The sequence below is a fragment of the Paenalkalicoccus suaedae genome, assembly GCF_006965545.2.
In the GTDB taxonomy this organism is placed as follows: domain Bacteria; phylum Bacillota; class Bacilli; order Bacillales; family Salisediminibacteriaceae; genus Paenalkalicoccus; species Paenalkalicoccus suaedae.
The window spans coordinates 2,697,303-2,716,078 of sequence record NZ_CP041372.2 but is presented as its reverse complement, the minus strand read 5'-3'; the positions used below and the strand labels follow the sequence as shown (position 1 = coordinate 2,716,078).

General features: G+C 44.5%; 15 protein-coding genes, 1 riboswitch and 1 other annotated feature. Of the genes, 7 read left to right on the top strand and 8 right to left on the bottom strand.

Translation table 11 applies throughout. The annotated features are described in order from the left end of the window. The first annotated feature begins 103 nt into the window (after window positions 1-103). The 3 genes from FLK61_RS14565 to ytkD all read left to right on the top strand — a co-directional run bounded on the left by FLK61_RS14565 (window position 104) and on the right by ytkD (window position 2,688). Window positions 104-352 (top strand): YuzF family protein, encoded by a 249-nt coding sequence (locus FLK61_RS14565; RefSeq protein WP_176010118.1) that lies wholly within the window; start codon window positions 104-106, stop codon window positions 350-352. Window positions 353-545: 193 nt separating this feature from the next. After that, a complete protein-coding gene (locus tag FLK61_RS14560; RefSeq protein ID WP_176010117.1) occupies window positions 546-1,877 on the top strand; it encodes an arsenic transporter in 1,332 nt (443 codons plus the stop codon). Between the two features lie 325 nt (window positions 1,878-2,202). Further along, window positions 2,203-2,688, top strand: a complete 486-nt coding sequence (gene ytkD / locus FLK61_RS14555; protein WP_176010116.1) for an RNA deprotection pyrophosphohydrolase — start codon at window positions 2,203-2,205, stop codon at window positions 2,686-2,688. A 53-nt stretch (window positions 2,689-2,741) separates the two neighbouring features. Here ytkD and FLK61_RS14550 read toward each other — a convergent pair whose 3' ends face one another. Genes FLK61_RS14550 through FLK61_RS14540 form a run of 3 tightly spaced genes read right to left on the bottom strand, consistent with a single transcriptional unit; the run spans window position 2,742 to window position 5,228 of the window. Continuing rightward, the gene (locus FLK61_RS14550; protein WP_176010115.1) at window positions 2,742-3,524 is read right to left on the bottom strand and encodes an ABC transporter permease; all 783 of its coding nucleotides are present in this window, start codon (window positions 3,522-3,524) and stop codon (window positions 2,742-2,744) included. Further along, entirely contained in the window at window positions 3,484-4,281 is a 798-nt protein-coding gene (locus FLK61_RS14545; RefSeq protein ID WP_176010114.1) for an ABC transporter ATP-binding protein, read from the bottom strand. Before FLK61_RS14545 ends, FLK61_RS14550 begins: the two co-directional genes overlap by 41 nt. Continuing rightward, on the bottom strand, window positions 4,278-5,228 hold the full coding sequence (locus FLK61_RS14540; protein WP_249777604.1) for an ABC transporter substrate-binding protein: 951 nt from the start codon (window positions 5,226-5,228) through the stop codon (window positions 4,278-4,280). Before FLK61_RS14540 ends, FLK61_RS14545 begins: the two co-directional genes overlap by 4 nt. Window positions 5,229-5,367: 139 nt before the next feature. After that, a riboswitch (SAM riboswitch) is annotated at window positions 5,368-5,483 on the top strand. A 161-nt stretch (window positions 5,484-5,644) separates the two neighbouring features. Here FLK61_RS14540 and metK point away from each other — a divergent pair. Then, window positions 5,645-6,853 (top strand): methionine adenosyltransferase, encoded by a 1,209-nt coding sequence (gene metK, locus FLK61_RS14535; protein WP_176010113.1) that lies wholly within the window; start codon window positions 5,645-5,647, stop codon window positions 6,851-6,853. 774 nt (window positions 6,854-7,627) lie between these two features. Here metK and FLK61_RS14530 read toward each other — a convergent pair. After that, the gene (locus tag FLK61_RS14530) at window positions 7,628-8,137 is read right to left on the bottom strand and encodes a gamma carbonic anhydrase (RefSeq protein WP_176011254.1); all 510 of its coding nucleotides are present in this window, start codon (window positions 8,135-8,137) and stop codon (window positions 7,628-7,630) included. A gap of 123 nt (window positions 8,138-8,260) precedes the next feature. On the opposite strand from FLK61_RS14530, the gene FLK61_RS14525 reads away from it, so the two are divergent. After that, on the top strand, window positions 8,261-9,070 hold the full coding sequence (locus FLK61_RS14525) for an alpha/beta hydrolase (protein ID WP_176010112.1): 810 nt from the start codon (window positions 8,261-8,263) through the stop codon (window positions 9,068-9,070). An 803-nt stretch (window positions 9,071-9,873) separates the two neighbouring features. On the opposite strand, the gene mnmM is transcribed toward FLK61_RS14525, so the two are convergent. Genes mnmM through ltaE form a run of 3 tightly spaced genes read right to left on the bottom strand, consistent with a single transcriptional unit; the run spans window position 9,874 to window position 12,389 of the window. Beyond that, window positions 9,874-10,425, bottom strand: a complete 552-nt coding sequence (gene mnmM / locus FLK61_RS14520) for a tRNA 5-(aminomethyl)-2-thiouridylate-methyltransferase MnmM (RefSeq protein WP_176010111.1) — start codon at window positions 10,423-10,425, stop codon at window positions 9,874-9,876. Window positions 10,426-10,431: 6 nt separating this feature from the next. Continuing rightward, complete coding sequence (gene mnmL / locus FLK61_RS14515; protein ID WP_176010110.1) at window positions 10,432-11,367, bottom strand: tRNA modification radical SAM protein MnmL/YtqA; 936 nt, start codon at window positions 11,365-11,367, stop codon at window positions 10,432-10,434. Then, entirely contained in the window at window positions 11,364-12,389 is a 1,026-nt protein-coding gene (gene ltaE, locus FLK61_RS14510; RefSeq protein WP_176010109.1) for a low-specificity L-threonine aldolase, read from the bottom strand. The genes mnmL and ltaE overlap by 4 nt, the downstream gene beginning before the upstream one ends. Before the next feature lie 144 nt (window positions 12,390-12,533). Here ltaE and FLK61_RS14505 point away from each other — a divergent pair, with 144 nt between their 5' ends. Further along, window positions 12,534-13,736 (top strand): MDR family MFS transporter, encoded by a 1,203-nt coding sequence (locus tag FLK61_RS14505; protein ID WP_176010108.1) that lies wholly within the window; start codon window positions 12,534-12,536, stop codon window positions 13,734-13,736. A gap of 40 nt (window positions 13,737-13,776) precedes the next feature. Then, window positions 13,777-13,979, top strand: a binding site (T-box leader). A 47-nt stretch (window positions 13,980-14,026) separates the two neighbouring features. Next, complete coding sequence (gene leuS, locus FLK61_RS14500; RefSeq protein ID WP_176010107.1) at window positions 14,027-16,444, top strand: leucine--tRNA ligase; 2,418 nt, start codon at window positions 14,027-14,029, stop codon at window positions 16,442-16,444. A gap of 938 nt (window positions 16,445-17,382) precedes the next feature. Here leuS and FLK61_RS14495 read toward each other — a convergent pair. After that, a complete protein-coding gene (locus FLK61_RS14495) occupies window positions 17,383-18,627 on the bottom strand; it encodes a BaiN/RdsA family NAD(P)/FAD-dependent oxidoreductase (protein ID WP_249777742.1) in 1,245 nt (414 codons plus the stop codon). Window positions 18,628-18,776: the final 149 nt, after the last annotated feature.

Sequence of the window (18,776 nt, the reverse complement as noted above, 5' to 3'; positions counted from 1 at the left end):
GGCAGGGGCCAAGAACAAGGTCCCTGTTTTTTTTGAATAAAAAATCACCATGCATACTTTCTCTCCTTTTTCATACAATTTGGTAGCAGAGGAGGGGATAAGTATGTATGAACAAGAGAGAAACGCGAGCGTCGAATATAAAACGTTGTTTGATCCGTTTGTGTATCAGACACTAGTTAGTGTAAGAGGCAGCATGCTGAATGTACAGACAACAAAGGGAAGTGTTCGAGGTAGGCTAGAAGATGTGAAGCCAGATCATATTGTCGTAAGCTCTGGAGGAGCATCCTTCTTCATACGAATTCAAGAGATTGTCTGGGTTAGTCCATCGCAGGATAGAGAAGACGATGAATAAGTAAATACATGGAGCTGCCTGAGATAAGGCAGCTTTTTTGATTCTACTAACACAGCTAAAATAATTGGTATTTGCCTCCATGAGCTCTTATTCATATACGTCTTCATAATTACTTAATATATTTACTGTTGTTTATATAAGCGATTGATTATATAATGAGGAAGTGTTTTACGAAGAAGGGGTGTTTTATTACATGATAACGGTATACTTAGCAGTGTTAGTTTTTGCCTTGACGATCACACTCGTTATATGGCAACCAAAAGGATTATCAATAGGCTGGTCTGCGACAATTGGTGCAATACTAGCTCTTATGATTGGTGTCGTCGATTTAAACGATGTAGGAGAAGTAACAGGAATCGTTTGGAATGCGACGCTTACGTTTATCGCCATTATTATCATTTCTCTCATCCTTGATGAGATTGGCTTCTTTGAGTGGGCGGCGTTACATATGGCTAAGCTTGCAAAAGGTAGCGGACTTAAAATGTTTTTATACGTGTCCTTGTTAGGTTCAATCGTTGCGGCTTTCTTTGCGAATGACGGTGCAGCATTAATCTTAACACCGATCGTACTAGCAATGGTAAGAGCACTTAAGTTTAAAGAGTCCATGATCTTACCATTTATTATGGCGAGCGGATTTATTGCTGATTCAACATCACTACCATTACTCGTGAGTAACTTAGTGAACATTGTCTCAGCAGATTTCTTTGGTATTGGATTTATCGAATATGCAACTTATATGATTGTTCCTAACTTCTTTTCATTAGGAGCAAGTATTCTCGTGCTTTACTTATACTTCCGTAAAGATATTCCTAAGAATTACGATATGAATATGCTACGTAAGCCGAGTGAAGCGATTAAAGACCTTAAAATGTTCCGCTTATCTTGGTTAGTACTAGGCTTATTACTCGTAGGTTATATCGTGTCAGAATTTATTTACATTCCAGCATTTACAACGGACGGAGTAATGAGCCTACCTGTTTCGTTTGTTGCAGGATTAATCGCTATATTCTTCTTGATCATGGCTCAAAGAAGTCCTGCAGTTGAGACTCGTACGGTATTAAAGGGCGCACCTTGGGCAATTGTCGTCTTCTCCATTGGTATGTACGTGGTGGTATTTGGGCTTCGTAATGTAGGATTAACAGATGTTCTTGCTGTCGTTCTTCAGCAAGCGTCTGAGCAGGGTCTGTTCGTTGCAACTATCTCTATGGGCTTCATTGCAGCCATTCTATCCTCTGTGATGAATAACATGCCTACAGTTATGATCAACGCATTAGCGATCGAGGATGCAGGATTTACAGGTGTTATGCGTGATGCATTTATCTACGCAAATGTTATCGGATCCGATTTAGGACCAAAGATCACGCCAATTGGATCACTAGCAACGCTACTATGGCTCTTTGTCCTTCAGCAAAAAGGAATCAAGATCTCTTGGGGCTATTATTTTAAAGTCGGTATTATCCTAACAGTACCAACCCTCTTCATCACACTCGTGGGCTTGTACGTATGGATGCTCATCATCGGCTAAATAAAAATATGCAAAAGGATGGCAATTGCCGTCCTTTTTTTGTATAAAAACGATTGGAAGACGTATAAACGAAAGAGGTTCTAAAAGTACTTTGTAAATTTTTAAATTAAATTCCGAGCTGGCTGACCTATGGATGTTGTAGAGTGACTGAAGGGCTGACACCTCGGAAAGCTTCTATAAACTAGTTAGCATGTAAACGCAATAGATATCCATTGATTTAAAAGAGCGTAAATAGGGAAAATAATGAGGAAGTGCCACATGCGGACAATAGTCGTCAAATTTGGTACACTAACGTCAGATAATATGGACAGCGGAGGTACAGACGATGCAATCATTTTTAGACTATTATCGGAACGAAGTCACGTTCTCAACGAAGGACCATCCCTTTTCAGAGGATCCGAAGCATGTTTGGGTCGTCACAACCTTTGAGGATAAATGGCTATTAACCGTTCACTCCTCTCGTGGAATCGAGTTTCCTGGAGGGAAAGTTGAAAAAGGAGAGACAGCTCAAGATGCAGCCATCAGAGAAGTGTACGAGGAGACAGGTGGAGTTGTGTCCACTATTCATTATGTCGGACAATATCGAGTGCAAGGCAAGGCTGAGACGGTCATTAAAAACGTCTATTATGCAGAAGTAGATCACCTTGATCAAAAGGATTCTTACATGGAAACACAGGGTCCGAAGCTGTTAAAACAATTACCTGATCAAATTGCTAATCAGGAGGCATACAGCTTTATCATGAAAGATCTTGTACTACCATTAAGTATTTCAGAGGTTAAACGACGTTTCCCTTCAAATACGCTTATGTAAGAGTATGATACCTCAGCTAAAGCCACTTTTGTGGCTTTAGGAGGCAATCCTTCTCAAGAGACAGTCCCAACTACTTTTTTTTCAATAAACAAAACGATGCGATACATAATCGTTGCAAAGATCGCGATAAAGAAGAGTGACATCATAACGAGTGTAAAATTAAAGACTTGGAACCCATAAATAATGAGGTAGCCTAGACCTTGCTTTGATACTAAAAATTCCCCAACTATTACCCCTACCCATGAAAGACCTACGTTTACTTTTAATGTTGCCATAATCGTTTGATGAGTCGCAGGGAAGATAACATGTCGAAAGCTTTGCCATTTACTTGCGCCGAAGCTTCGTACGACTGTTAGATAGTTCTGATCGACTTGATTAAATGCTTGGAACACCACCATTGTCGTGATAATGATGGATATTAATGCACCCATGGCAATAATAGCGGCGAAACTTGGACCAAACGCAACGATGACAATAGGACCTAGTGCTACTTTGGGCATGGAGTTTAACACGACTAAAAAAGGGTCGGAAACCCTTGCAATAAAGGTATTGCTCCATAAAATAGTCGCGATTATTATCCCTCCAACAGTTCCTAGTAAGAACCCTGCAATTGTTTCTAAAACGGTAACGGAGATATGGACAAAAATGCTAGTACCTTGTTGCAGGATTAATTGGATCACGCGAGACGGAGAGCTAAATAGTAATGGGTCTATGAAAGCTGTGTGAGCAGCTATTTCCCAGGAAATAAAGAAGGCAAGTAAAAGACTAAGCTGAGTAAGTCGTACACGTCTTCGGCTACGAGCGAGCTTCTTTTGATATGCTTGAAGTATTGTCATCCTGCATCATCTCCTTCCACACAACGGTGAAAAGAGAATGAGCATCGGGATGAAGACGTGCCTCAAGAGGAGGAAGCGATCGTAAACTCTCAGGGACGTCAAAGATTTTTTGAATCGTACCTGGGCGCCTTGATAAAAGAATAATGCGATCACTCATAGCGAGCGCTTCTAGAATATCATGCGTCACTAGAAGCGTTGTTTTTTTGTGTTGCTTTACAATACTGGCGACAGTTTGCTCTAACTGAAGCTTTGTTTGATGATCGATGGCAGAGAAGGGCTCATCTAGTAATAGAAGAGATGGATTCGATGTAAGCATTCGTATTAAAGCAACCCGTTGCTTCATGCCGCCAGATAAATTGTCTGGATAGACATCTTTTTTGTCACTTAAATACACGTCTTGTAACAAATTTTCTGCAAAAACCACATGCTTTTCATCCTGCATATGTTGCAAGGTTAATCCAAGCATTATATTTTCCCAAACAGTGAGCCATGGAAACAGGTAGTCTTGTTGGAGCATGTATCCGACTTCCTTGGAAGGACCGGTTATTGGTTTTCCGTAAAGTGAAATGGACCCCGCTGTAGCTTGGGTCATCCCTGCGATTAGAGATAGAAGCGTCGATTTTCCGCAACCGCTAGGCCCGATAAGGGACACAAACTCTTCTGCCTGAATAGTTGCTGTAATGTTTGCTAATGCTTTTGTTTCTGATGTAGGGGATAAGAACGATTTACTTACTTGCTGCAGTTCTAAGAGCGTCATTTTACATCAACTGGTTTCACTAACGTGTCAAAGTCGACACGTGCTGGTAACTCGTTAGCTTCCTCCATAATGTCTTGGAGATGGTGCCATTCTTCTTCCTTGAGTCCTGGTTCCGTTGCATACGAGCCTTGGTCACGATATCGCACAAAGACCTCTTCGATAGTAGCGAGTGGTGTGTCTTCGAAGAATGGTTGTAGCGACTGAGCAACGGTTGCGCTATCTTGTTCGTGGACAAAGGCTTGTGCTTTCGCTAATGCTCGGTTGAAACCCTCTAAGTTTAGGCTATCAAGCTTACTCTCTTTTGCCATATAAACGGTGTAAGGTAAGAAGCCAGACTCCGTTCCAAATGAAGCAACAATCTTACCAATACCATCCTGTTCAAATTGAGTTGCTTGAGGTTCGAATAATTGAACATAGTCCCCTGTTCCAGATGCAAACGCAGCTGCAATGTTTCCAAAGTCAATATTTGAGATGAGCTCCATGTCTGTATGGGGGTCAATTCCATGCTGTTTAAGCACATATTCTCCAACCATTTGAGGCATGCCACCTCTTCGTTGACCTAAAAGTGTCTGTCCTTTTAAGGCGTCGAAGGAGAAGGGCTCATCAAGGTCGCGTTGCATAAGAAATGTTCCATCTGTTTTAGTCACTTGTGCAAAGCTTATTACAGGATCACGAGCATCTTGAGCGTATACATAGATAGATGTTTCAGCACCAACCAAGGCAACGTCAGCACCATCTGAGAGTAGTGCTGTCATCGTTGTATCGCCTCCCCACGTGGTAGTGAGATCAATCTCTATCCCTTCCTCTTCAAAAAATCCTTCACTTATTGCGACGTATTGTGGTGCATAGAAAATTGAGCGCATGACTTCGGCAACTTGAATCGTGTCTTGCCCTTTTGAACATGCAGCAAGAGGTAGTAAAAGTAGCAGTAACCAGAGTTTTTTCACGAGTATCCCTCCATTTCTAATAATGTTTTATAGCGTATGTTCGTTGTTTAAGACTGGTGAAAAAGGGAAGCGATATCATAGGTAGATAAGAACTGTTGACAGGTCGTCGATTTTTGGGTATCATTCATCAAAGCGGATACTCTTATCCCGAGTTGGCGGAGGGACAGGCCCTAGGAAGCCCAGCAACCATCACTTCTTTTGACAAAGTGAAACGGTGCTAACCTGCAAGGCGCAATGCGTCTTGACCGATAAGAGGTGAAAGGCGAACGAGTAAACCCCTTTTCCTCAAGCGGAAAAGGGGTTTTTATGTTTATAAAAATTCTTTTATACTCGGATAATCACGCATTTCAGGGAACAGAGTACCGTAAAACAATGCCTTATTAACACGATAAGGTTATCCCTAGGAGGTTACAAGTATGGCAAAAACGCGTTTATTCACATCAGAATCAGTAACAGAGGGTCATCCGGATAAGATTTGTGATCAGATCTCGGATTCCATTTTAGATGAAATCTTAAAGCAAGATCCAAATGCTCGCGTAGCATGCGAAACATCTGTTAATACAGGACTTGTTTTAGTAGCAGGGGAAATTAGTACTTCTGCCTATGTAGATATTCAAAAGACAGTTCGTAAAACCATTAAGGATATTGGCTATATTCGTGCGAAGTACGGATTCGACTATGAAACAAGTGCTGTACTCGTTTCAATCGATGAGCAGTCTGCTGACATTGCACAAGGTGTTGATAAGGCTCTTGAAGCTCGTGAAGGTCAGATGACTGATGACGAAATCGAAGCAATCGGTGCTGGTGACCAAGGTCTTATGTTTGGTTATGCAGATAACCAGACAGAAGAGCTAATGCCTTTACCAATCTCTTTATCTCATAAGCTTGCTCGCCGTTTAGCGGAAGTGCGCAAGCAAGAAGTAGTTGATTACCTTCGCCCAGACGGAAAGGTACAGGTAACAGTCGAATACGGTGAAGATCATCAGCCACAGCGAATTGATGCTATCGTTATTTCTACACAGCACGCGGAAGAGACAACGCTTGAAACAATCAAAGCAGACATGAAGAAGCACGTTATTGAACCAATCGTTCCAGCGGAGCTACTTGACGAAAATACAAAGTATTTCATCAACCCTACAGGACGTTTTGTAATCGGTGGTCCTCAAGGAGATGCTGGTCTTACAGGACGTAAAATCATCGTAGATACGTATGGTGGATATGCTCGTCACGGTGGTGGAGCATTCTCTGGTAAGGATGCGACAAAGGTAGACCGTTCTGGAGCATACGCTGCGCGCTATGTAGCGAAAAACATCGTTGCAGCTGGTCTTGCTGACCGTTGTGAGGTACAAGTAGCTTATGCTATTGGTGTAGCACAGCCTGTATCTATTGCTGTAGACACGTTTGGTACTGGTAAAGTATCAGAAGATGTACTTGTTCAGGTTGTTCGCAATAACTTCGACTTACGTCCAGCAGGAATTATTAAAATGCTAGACCTACGTCGTCCAATTTATAAGCAAACAGCTGCTTACGGTCACTTTGGTCGTACGGATATCGATCTTCCTTGGGAGCAAACAGATAAAGCAACTACTCTTAAAGAAGAAGCGCTTGAGCTTGCAAGCAAATAATAGAAAAAATAGGAGAGGCTAAGACGCTTATTGTAGCGTTTTGGCTTCTTTTTTTGTAGTGCGAGTTCAAGAGCAAGTTCAAGAACAAGTTCAAGAGCAAGTTCAAGTGCGGGCACCTTCGGCGCCGCTGCGCGTCGGGCGCTACATACCTGTGTGGCTAACTCAACTATTTCGATCGGCCAAACCAATGGCCGATCGAAAGGATTTTCGTTGCGCGATAGGGCTACACGGGTATTACGCACCCGCCGCTTCGGGGCTTCTGCGGTTACGGAGAATATGGAGCTTAGCGACCTTCTATTTTGAGAAATCGATTTGCTATAGAAGTAGTACGTAAACTACGAGAAGTAAGGTGGAAGTTGCTAGAAGGAATGCGGAACGCTCTGGGAACAGCACGAAATTTGGTTCAAGTAAGGTGTAAAAAGAAATAATGCATAACTTATGAGAAGTAAGACGGAAGTTGCCAAAGATCACGCGGAACGAGCTTGGAACTTGAAGTCCATAAATTCGGAATGGGGAACATAAAATTGAAATGCGGAACATAAAGTCAGAAGAAGGAACATAAATGAGAAGAAAGCTTACACAAAGTCCATAACTTTGAAATGCGGCACATAAAAATAAAGTAGGGAACATAAAGTCAAAATGCGGCACATAAATCCAGAATACGGAACATAAAACCAAAATAAGAAATATAAAATCAAAAAATAAGCGAATCAAACAAAAAAAGAGCCGCTCTTTCCTAGTTGGCTCTTCATTCACATTTAAATTTACTATTCATTATTTAAGAGACTTATAGTATTGGCCTTTATCCACATAGCTTTTGCGGATTCGGTCCATGTCAGCGAGGTCTTCTTCCGTAAGCTTACGTACAACTTTAGCTGGGCGACCAAGTGCTAACACATTTGGTGGAATGACTTTGCCAGGTGGTACGAGGCTTCCGGCTCCGATAAAAGCTCCTTCTCCGATAGTTGCTCCGTCTAAAATGATCGATCCCATTCCAATCAACGCATTCTTTTCAATCGTACAGCTATGTAACAGGCATTGGTGTCCAACTGTGACGCCTTTTTTAATGTGCAAAGGTACATTTGGACTTTGGTGCAGCGTGCTATTATCTTGGATATTTGCCTCTTCTTCAATAATCGTTGTGGCGACATCGCCTCGAATGACAGTGTTAAACCAGACGCTTGCTCGCGCATGGATCGTGACGTCACCGGTTATGACGACATTGTCCGCTACGTAGGCCGTTTCATCGATGTACGGATGTTTTCCCTTATATTCATACGATATCATGCTATCAACTCCTTCTTACTCAAAAGTCTACATGGTTTGTTTGGAAAAAACTAGTTCGAGATTCTTGACTATTTGTTTTTGGAAGGGGAAGATAAAAGAAATAGCAGGAGGTGGTTTGTCGTGTTTAGATTTGAAACTACAGATAAAAAACCAAAAGGAGTATTTGTCGTGGTGCACGGAGCAGGCGAATACCATGCAAGATATCGTTTTGTCGTCGAAAAATTAAATGAGTTTGGCTATCACGTTATTATGGGAGACTTACCAGGTCAAGGAACAACACAAGGACCGCGTGGTCATATAACTAGCTTTCAGCAATACATAGATACCATTAGACTATGGTTATCGGAAGCGAGACAATTTAAGCTTCCTGTTGTACTTCTAGGTCATAGCATGGGAGGACTTGCAAGCACACGCACGCTCATGCAACTCTCTGAGAAGGAATTACCAGATGCAGTCGTCTTATCATCACCATGTTTTGGACTCTATAACAAAACGCCGCTTAATAAACGAGCGCTTGTGAAAATTCTAAATAAGGTAGCTCCAGGCACACTTTTCCCAACAAATCTAGAAGCAGGATCGGGTACTCGAGACAAATGGATGAACGATCGAGACGCGAGCGACGAGCTTATGATTAAAAAGGTTAGTGTGCGTTGGTATCGCGAATTGACATCCTCTATCAACTATGTCCATGAAAATACGGAATTGTTCCCAGAAGTGCCGCTATATATCATGCAGGGTGGGACAGATAAGATTGTGGATAAGTATAGCGTGAAGGATTGGTTTAATCAGGTGGATGTGTTAGACAAGCACTATAAAGAGTGGCCGAATTTATATCATGAGGTCTTAAATGAGCCAGAGAGACATTTGGTATTTGCTCATATGATGGGGTTTGTTACGACGCAGCTAGCGTTTAGGAGAGAAGGTTTTTGAGGATAGGTTAGAGGGGGGAGACAAACGTGTTGTGCGTTTGTCTTGTCCTCTTTTTTGTTGATTGGATGGGCGAGAGGTGGTGCTGAGTGAGCTCTGGTGATTTGGATATACGCAGTCGAAGGGGATATTCGCGCGATTGAGGTGGAAACTCGCGCGGTTCGGGCATCAACTTGCGCAATAACCCCATCAAGATGCGCGAATAATTTCAGGATACGCAGTCGAAGGTGATAGTCGCGCGGTTGGGGTAAAAACTCGCGCAGTTCGAGCATCAACTCGCGCAATAACCCCATCAAGATGCGCGATTAATTACAGGATACGCAGTCGAAGGGGATATTCGCGCGATTGAGGTGGAAACTCGCGCGTTTCGGGCATCAACTTGCGCAATAACCCCATCAAGATGCGCGATTAATTACAGGATACGCAGTCGGAGGTGATAGTCGCGCGATTGAGGTGGAAACTCGCGCGGTTCGGGCATCAACTTGCGCAATAACCCCATCAAGACGCGCGAATAATTTCAGGATACGCAGTCGAAGGTGATAGTCGCGCGGTTGGGGTAAAAACTCGCGCAGTTCGAGCATCAACTCGCGCAATAACCCCATCAAGATGCGCGATTAATTACAGGATACGCAGTCGGAGGGGATATTCGCGCGGTTGAAGTGAAAATATACGCGGTTCGAGCACTAACCCGCGATAAACTCATTCCTCCAACCACACCCCACAAAAAAAGTAGCCAACATCAGCAATGTCAGCTACTTCTTCTATCCTAATCCCTATTCACAAACGGCTAAAGCTTATCCAAGCACTTACTTCTTCCCAATAGCTAATAAAAAAGGTGGATCGTTCTTTTGGTTGATAAAACCATATCGAAGCACATCATACTGCTTTTGCGGCAGTGCCTCGACATACTGTAACAGCTCTTCTTTTTCTTCTTTACCGCCATCATGCCCGTAGTAGACAACTAATATCAATAGTCCACCGCGCTTCAATGCAGCTAACATATCTTCTACTGCCTTAAGTGTCGTGTCAGCAAGTGTGATGACAGACTTATCGCTCCCAGGCAAATAGCCTAAGTTAAAAATGGCGGCGTCAATTTCAGCTTCACTGACGTAGGAAGCGAATTTCTCGTGACCATCGTGAATCAACGTGACGCGCTCTCGAAGCTTTGCGGCTTTAAGCTTTGCTTCCGTGCTCAAGATTGCTTCTTGTTGAATATCAAAGCTATATACGTGCTTGGCGTTTTCGGCGAGAAACAACGTGTCGTGTCCGTTACCAGCCGTTCCGTCTACAACAATGCTATCCTTTGTTAAAACTTGCGTTAATAAGGAGCGAGTAAAAGGAATAATTCGTTCAATCATACTTGTTCACCTCGAGTAAAATTTGCCTTGATAGCTGTTGCGCTTCTTAAGCTCTGCATCAATTGCGTTTAAAGCACTCCACTTTTGCATGCTCCACATCGGACCGATTAAAAGATCAGCGGGACCGTCTCCAGTTAGGCGGTGAATCATCATATCGGGAGGTAACACTTCGAGCTGATCGCAAACGAGCGACACATATTCCTCAAGCTCCATCAAATCCACAAGGCCTTTCTCGTATTGCTTCACCATGGCCGTTTTTTTCAACAGGTGTAAAAGATGAATTTTAATGCCTTGTACGTCAAGCTTTGCGACCTCATGAGCTGTCTCAAGCATCATCTCGTGTGTCTCGAGGGGAAGGCCATTAATGATGTGGGAACAAATGCGAATGTTATGAGCGCGGAGCTTAGCAACGCCCTCTTTATAGCAATCGAAGTCGTGTGCGCGATTAATGATGCGACCTGTTTTATCGTGAGCGGTTTGTAAACCGAGCTCGACCCATAAATAAGTTCGCTTATTTAACTCGGCTAAATAATCGACAACGTCAGGAGGTAAACAGTCGGGTCTCGTTGCAATCGCAAGACCGACGACGCCTTCCTGAGCTAGAATTGGCTCGAACTTTTCTTTTAAAACCTCAACTGGTGCATACGTATTTGTGTAGGCCTGAAAATAACCAATGTACTTCGCTTTTGGCCATTTGCGATGCATGCGTTCTTTGACGTCATGAAACTGCGTGACAACATCAAATTCTCGATCTCCAGCAAAGTCACCTGAGCCTCGAACGCTACAAAACGTACAACCTCCATGTGCAACTTTGCCATCCCGATTCGGGCAATCGAAGCCAGCGTCTAAAGGAATCTTCATGATCTTGTGACCGAAGTGTTCCTTTAAGTGCTGGTTCCATGTGTAGTACCGCTTACCATCTGTCATGTGAGCTGGGATCATGAAGCACCAAGCTCCTGAATGACCTTAATGACTTGCTCAATATCTTCTTTCGAAACATCTCTGTTTGTTGTGAAACGAAGAGAACCGGCTTTATAAGGAATAATACGAACGCCTTTTTCTTCAAAGAGATCGACCCATTCATGAACAGATCGTTTAGAAGGTGCGACGTTTGCCACGACAATATTTGTTTGCACCTCGTGATCAATTGTTAAATCAGTCCATGTACGTAAAGCCTCCGCGATTTTCTGTGCATGCTGATGGTCGACATGAAGCTGTTCGCGATGGTGCTTTAAGGCATAAAGACCAGGTGCTGCTAACACGCCTGCTTGTCTTAAGCCACCACCGAGCATTTTGCGGACTTTACGGGCGCGTTTAATAAACGGGGCGGGGCCTGCGAGCATCGATCCAACAGGAGCACCTAGCCCTTTTGATAAACAAAATTGAACCGTATCGACATACTGCGTGATCTCGGACGGTTCGACCTGTAAACTCGCAGCAGCGTTAAATAAACGAGCGCCATCCATATGGACGGGAATCTCGTATCGTTGAGCTAAAGTATAAAGCTCCTTCATATAAGAGAGAGATAAGACAGCTCCACCACCGCGGTTATGCGTATTTTCGAGCCAAATCAAGCCTGTCTCAGGGAAATGAATATCGTCTGAGCGAATGGAGCGCTCTACTTCATCTAGATTCATCTCGCCATTCGTGTGAGGGAGACTCATCGCCTGAACACCAGCAAACACAGACATCGCGGCGCCTTCGTAAATGAAGACGTGCGCATCGCGATCCATAATAATCTCGTCGCCTGGTCTTGTGTGAGCCAGGATCGCAGCCTGATTCCCTTGCGTGCCGCTTGTGACAAAGAGAGAGGATTCCTTTTGCACGAGCTCTGCTACGTATCGCTCTAGCTCATTGACGGACGGATCCTCTCCATAAACGTCATCTCCGACATCTGCTTCGGCCATAAGCCTTCTAAGCGTTTCGTTTGGTTTTGTGACCGTATCACTGCGTAAATCAATCATCTATGTAACACCTTCCGATCCTTATAAACTAATGAACTACGATTATACTATGACAAAACAGGATTTGCGAAGGAATCTTATTGTTGTTTTGTAGATAATCTACTACACTTAGTTAGAGAGTCTAAATGATTAAGGAGTTTTTTTATGCCTAGGGCGATATGGATATTAATTATTGGCATGTCTATTAATATAACGGGGGCATCTTTTTTATGGCCTCTTAACACGATTTACATGAGTGAGGAGCTTGGCAGATCTCTTACTGCCGCAGGAGTTGTACTAATGATAAACGCTGCAGCCGGGATTATCGGTAACTTAATTGGTGGCAAGCTGTTTGATTTTATTGGTGGTTTCAAAACGATGGTGATGGGTACGGGAATTGCGATGATGAGTGCGTTCACGTTAGCCGTTAACTATGAATCGTTTCCTGCATACGTGATTTGTCTCGTGTTAATTGGCTTCGGCGGTGGGATGGTAATCCCTTGTATGTATGCCATGGCTGGGGCCGTTTGGCCGGAGGGGGGCAGACGACCATTCAATGCGATGTACGTTTCTCAAAACGTTGGCGTTGCATTAGGGGCGGCGCTTGGCGGTCTGTTAGCGAGCTTTCGCTTTGATTTTGTCTTTTTAGGCAATGGTCTGATGTACGCCGTCTTTTTAATACTCGCTCTCGTTTTTTTCAGAAACTTAGAAAGTGGTACCTTAAAGGGACGCGCTACGAATGTTTTTGAACAAGCAGAGAAGATTGAGCATAAGCGTCGCTTTCATGCGCTTGCCATTTTGTGCATTGGCTTCTTAATTTGTTGGATTGCGTATACACAGTGGGCGTCGACGATCGCTGCGTTCACACAAGAGGTCGGCATTCCACTTAGTAGCTACAGCTTACTTTGGACGATTAACGGTCTGATGATTATTCTTTGTCAGCCGCTGATTCGCTTCTTCGTAGAGCGGTATGTGCATTCATTAAAGGCGCAGATTTACGTAGGACTAGTCATCTTTATGGCAGCGTACGCGGTGCTTTCTCAAACAGAGGTATTTACGGGCTTTGTTGTGGCTATGATTATTTTAACGATTGGGGAAATGTTTGTCTGGCCTGCGATCCCAACGATTGCACACCAGCTAGCACCAGAGGGGAAGGCTGGATTTTATCAGGGCATTGTCAATAGTATCGCGACTGGTGGACGACTAATTGGTCCTTTATTCGGTGGATTTATGGCAGATACGTTTGGGATGCAGATCTTGTTTTACGTGATTCTCTTCTTATTTATTATCCCATTTATTACGACAAAGCTATTTGATCGCGGCGTTCCGCATATCGACTTTCAGCGAGAAGAGAAGGAGGCGTCTTGACACACGCTTTATACATGCATACAATAGCATTACGTATAACGAAAGAACGTTGAGAAGGAATAGTAGGCATGTCGCGCTTCTTCAGAGAGTTAACGGGTGGTGAGAGTTAACAGTGCGAATGGTCGAACTCACCTTTGAGTGCGCATGTGCGCCGTCTAACCAGCGTTATTGGTGTTGAGTGAGCGTCGTGACGCTAATCGTGGGTGGTACCGCGGGAAGGATTTTAAACCTCTCGTCCCTTATGTATATTTGGGATGGAGGTTTTTTTATATTTTGAGGAGGTAATGACAGTGGCTTTTCATCACGAAAAAATTGAGTCAAAGTGGCAATCGTATTGGGAGGAACATCATACGTTTAAAACAGAAGAGGATCCAGCAAAGAAGAATTTTTATGCACTAGATATGTTCCCATATCCATCAGGTGCAGGCCTTCACGTTGGACACCCTGAAGGATATACAGCAACGGATATTTTAGCACGCATGAAGCGTATGCAAGGCTACAACGTCCTTCACCCAATGGGATGGGATGCGTTTGGATTACCAGCTGAGCAGTACGCGCTTGATACAGGGAATCACCCACGTGAATTCACGAAGCAAAACGTGGACACATTCAGACGTCAAATTAAAGAGCTTGGCTTCTCCTATGATTGGGAGCGCGAAGTGAATACAACGGACGAGGATTACTATAAGTGGACACAGTGGATTTTCATCCAGCTTTATAACAAAGGACTTGCGTACGTCGATGAGGTTGCCGTTAACTGGTGTCCGGCCCTTGGTACGGTACTTGCCAACGAAGAAGTCATTGATGGTAAGAGTGAGCGTGGCGGACATCCCGTAGAGCGCCGTCCGATGAAGCAATGGATGCTTAAGATCACGGAGTATGGTGATCGCTTGCTTGCGGATCTTGACGATCTTGATTGGCCGGAGAGCCTTAAAGATATGCAGCGCAACTGGATCGGCCGTTCAGAAGGCGCGGATGTAGACTTCCACGTTCCTTCTGCTGAAAAGACGATCACGGTCTTTACAACACGTCCTGACACGCTATTTGGTGCTACGTATTTAGTGCTTGCTCCTGAGCATTCCCTTGTTGACGTGCTTACAACAGACGAGCAACGTGATGCTGTCGAAGCATATCAAAAGCAGGTAGCAACGAAGAGTGACCTAGAGCGTACCGAGCTTGCGAAAGAAAAAACAGGTGTCTTCACAGGTGGCTATGCGGTTCACCCTGTCACAGGTGAAAATGTTCCTGTCTGGATTGCTGACTACGTTCTTGTTAACTACGGAACTGGCGCTATTATGGCGGTCCCTGGTCACGATGAGCGTGACAACGAGTTTGCTAAAGTGTTCGACTTGCCGATTGTAGAGGTTGTTGCTGGCGGAGACGTACAAGAAGAAGCTTATGCAGGTGATGGAGAGCACGTAAACTCCGATTTTCTCAATGGGCTGAAGAATGAAGAGGCAATCACGGCAATGTGTGATTGGCTAGAGTCGAATCAAAAAGGAAAGCGTCAGGTTACGTATCGTTTGAGAGACTGGCTCTTTAGCCGTCAGCGCTACTGGGGCGAGCCGATTCCAGTGATTCACTGGGAGGATGGCACGATGACGACGGTGCCGGAGGAGGAGCTTCCGCTCACGCTTCCTGACATGAACGAATTCAAGCCGTCAGGCACAGGCGAATCGCCGCTTGCGAACAACGAAGAGTGGTTGATCGTCACAGATCCAAAGACAGGCATGAAGGGTCGCCGCGAGACGAATACGATGCCTCAATGGGCTGGTAGCTGTTGGTATTACCTGCGCTACATTGATCCAAAGAACGATAAGATGCTAGCAGATCCTGCTAAGCTTGAGAAGTGGTTGCCTGTCGATATTTATATCGGTGGAGCGGAGCACGCTGTCTTGCACCTCCTTTACGCGCGATTCTGGCACAAGGTGCTTTATGATATCGGTGTAGTGCCAACTAAAGAGCCTTTCCAAAAGCTTTATAACCAAGGTATGATTTTGGGCGAAAATAATGAGAAGATGAGTAAATCAAAAGGAAACGTCGTGAATCCGGATGATATTATTCGCTCTCACGGAGCGGACACGCTTCGTCTATATGAGATGTTTATGGGACCACTTGATGCATCGATTGCATGGAGTGAGAACGGTCTTGACGGTGCGAGAAGATTCCTTGACCGCGTGTGGAGACTTCTTGTAACAGATAGTGGCGAGCTAAAAGACTCGATCGTGGACGCTGCCACAAGTGACGACATGTCGCGCACGTATCATCAAACGGTGAAAAAGGTAACGGAGGACTTCGAAGGACTTCGCTTTAACACGGGTATTTCTCAGCTAATGGTATTTGTTAATGAAGGCTATAAGCAGGAGAAGCTATCTCGTAGTCAGGTTGAAGGCTTCATCAAACTTCTTTCTCCAGTCGCACCTCACGTAGCAGAGGAGCTATGGAGCAAGCTTGGTCACAGTCAATCTCTCACGCATAGCACATGGCCTGTTCATGACGATGCATGGCTCGTCGAGGATGAGGTAGAAGTTGTTGTCCAAGTAAACGGCAAGCTTCGCGCAAAGATTAAAATTGCGAAGGAAGCATCGAAAGAAGACTTGGAAGCTGCGGCGTTTGACGTAGATAAAGTAAAAGAAGAAGTGGAAGGGAAGACAATCCGTAAGGTGATTGCGGTTCCTGGTAAGCTTGTAAATATTGTAGCGAATTAATATGGTGGTTGACCCCTTGTCTCCGGTTGGAGGTGAGGGGTTTTTTAGGTTGAGGGGTTTGAATGAAGGAGGTCAAGGTCAAGGGCGGGCACCTTCGGAGCCCCTGCGCGGCGGGCGCTACATACCTGTGTGGCTGGGAGGGCTTTTCGATCGGCCGAACTGAGCGGCCGCTCGAAAGGATTTTCACTGCGCGAAAGTGCTACACGGGTATTTCGCACCCGCCGCTTCGGGTCTCCTACGGTTGGGTTTATAAATTGTGGAATCGTTTTTGAATCGAAAAGGCCTTTTTAAATAAAAAACTACTTAGATGCTAGAAAGCTAGCAATAAAGGGCGTAGTCTTTAAATAAGTGGTTAAAGCCTTTCACAGCTGGCACTCCATTCAATTTAATCATGCAAAGTCAGGAGTAGCATCCAAGGAGCGGGTATGCGAATCAACTTTTGCGCTACCAAGTTCATGTGAATGAAGAGCCGAATATAAATAGACTGGGAACGGGTAACCAGGAGGTGTTTTCGGATAATGAGAGAGAGTTTTCGGATAATCGAAGGACATAATCGGATAATGGCACCAGGTTTTCGGATAATCGAAGGCTATAATCGGATAATGACACCAGGTTTTCGGATAATCGAAGGCTATAATCGGATAATGACACCAAGTTTTCGGATAATTGAAGGCTATATCGGATAATGACACCAGGTTTTCGGATAATCGAAGGCTATAATCGGATAATGACACCAGGTTTTCGGATAATTGAAGGCTATATCGGATGATGACACCAGGTTTTCGGATAATTGAAGGCTATAATCGGATGATGACACCAAGTTTTCGGAAAATCGAAGGCCATAACCGGATAATCCCCCCAGCCAACACCCATCGCCACCAACAAAAAAAGCTGGAACAGCTTACTCGCGCTTTTCCAGCCTCACCTTACTACTCTATCTATTGCACGACTTCATTTCCTTCTACCGCACACCGCTCCGCTGCAGCTTTCCCAGCCGTATAGCCAGTGGAGAAGGCGACGGTAATATTATATCCACCAGTGTATCCGTGCAGATCCATGACTTCTCCGCAAAAGAAGAGGCCTTGCTTCATTTTGGATTCCATTCGTTTTGGGTAGACTTCTTTCACGCTGACGCCACCGCCAGTTACGAATGCTTTCTCAATCGACAAGGTACCGGTTGCTGTCAGCTCAATGTGCTTCATCGCTTTTGCTAATGCACGTATTTTATCGTGACCAAGCTCCGTGCATACAGTCATGCCATCAATAGAAGCATTCTTTAAAAGAATCGGCATTAATCGTTCCGGAGCAAAGCCGGATAGCGCATTCTTAACGGCTTTCTTAGGCTCTGATTGAATCACTTTATTCAATCTCTGGAATAGTGTCTCTTCATTTTCGTCCACAAAAAGATCGATCTCCATAGGCACGGAGGATACGTCATGCTTCTTTTTAGCCTTGATGACATACTGGCTACAGCGCAGGCCGATCGGACCGGAGACACCAAAATGGGTGAAAATCATGTCGCCGCGATGGGCTTTAATAAGCTTACCCTTTTTTGGATCGATCACGGAGAGTTGCACGTCGCGAAGGGAGAGCCCTTGAAGCTCCTTCGTGTGGATAAAGCTGTCGCTCATCGTGATGGGTACCTCAGTCGGGTATAAATCGGTGATCGTGTGACCGGCTTTTTTCGCCCACGGGTAGCCGTCGCCAGTGGATCCCGTGTAAGGGACAGACATACCACCGACTGCTACGATCACGTTTTTAGCTTGAATTAACTCTCCGTCCGTAAGCTCCACGGCACTGACAGCATCCTCTGTATAATGGATGTCCGCAACCTCTGTTTTAGTGCGTATCTCCACGTTTAACGATCGAATCTTATTTAATAATGCTCGAACAACCTCAATCGCTTTATCATTAACGGGGAACATTCTGCCGTTATCTTCTTCCTTTAACGGGATATTCAACCCTTCAAAAAAGGCAATGATATCCTCGTTGTTAAAGATAGAGAAGGGACTGTACATAAATCGACCGTTACCTGGGATGTGCTTAATGATTTCAGCGGCATCGACTCGGTTCGTCACGTTGCAGCGTCCGCCTCCGGAAATAGCTAGCTTGCGCCCGAGCTTACTGCCTTTATCCAGTAAAAGCACGCTAGCGCCGTGAGACGCACTCGCGACTGCTGCCATTAGTCCGGAGGGACCACCGCCTATAATTACTACATCTTTCACGTAAATCGCTCCTTTGATTTGCTCTCACACGATTGTACGGTTTCTAGATAGAAAATGCAATAAGGCCTTGTTTTTAAGCAAATTTGCTTAAAATGTGGCTTCTGTCA

Bases quoted from the DNA above. Each gene is read 5' to 3' on its own strand.
- ytkD (WP_176010116.1), top strand. From the start codon at position 2,203: ATGCAATCATTTTTAGACTATTATCGGAACGAAGTCACGTTCTCAACG.
- FLK61_RS14565 (WP_176010118.1), top strand. From the start codon at position 104: ATGTATGAACAAGAGAGAAACGCGAGCGTCGAATATAAAACGTTGTTT.
- FLK61_RS14545 (WP_176010114.1), bottom strand. From the start codon at position 4,281: ATGACGCTCTTAGAACTGCAGCAAGTAAGTAAATCGTTCTTATCCCCT.
- FLK61_RS14495 (WP_249777742.1), bottom strand. From the start codon at position 18,627: ATGGCAGCAGTCGCGAGTGCGTCTCACGGCGCTAGCGTGCTTTTACTG.
- ltaE (WP_176010109.1), bottom strand. From the start codon at position 12,389: ATGATTGATTTACGCAGTGATACGGTCACAAAACCAAACGAAACGCTT.
- FLK61_RS14560 (WP_176010117.1), top strand. From the start codon at position 546: ATGATAACGGTATACTTAGCAGTGTTAGTTTTTGCCTTGACGATCACA.
- mnmM (WP_176010111.1), bottom strand. From the start codon at position 10,425: ATGATTGAACGAATTATTCCTTTTACTCGCTCCTTATTAACGCAAGTT.
- FLK61_RS14550 (WP_176010115.1), bottom strand. From the start codon at position 3,524: ATGACAATACTTCAAGCATATCAAAAGAAGCTCGCTCGTAGCCGAAGA.
- mnmL (WP_176010110.1), bottom strand. From the start codon at position 11,367: ATGATCCCAGCTCACATGACAGATGGTAAGCGGTACTACACATGGAAC.
- FLK61_RS14505 (WP_176010108.1), top strand. From the start codon at position 12,534: ATGCCTAGGGCGATATGGATATTAATTATTGGCATGTCTATTAATATA.
- metK (WP_176010113.1), top strand. From the start codon at position 5,645: ATGGCAAAAACGCGTTTATTCACATCAGAATCAGTAACAGAGGGTCAT.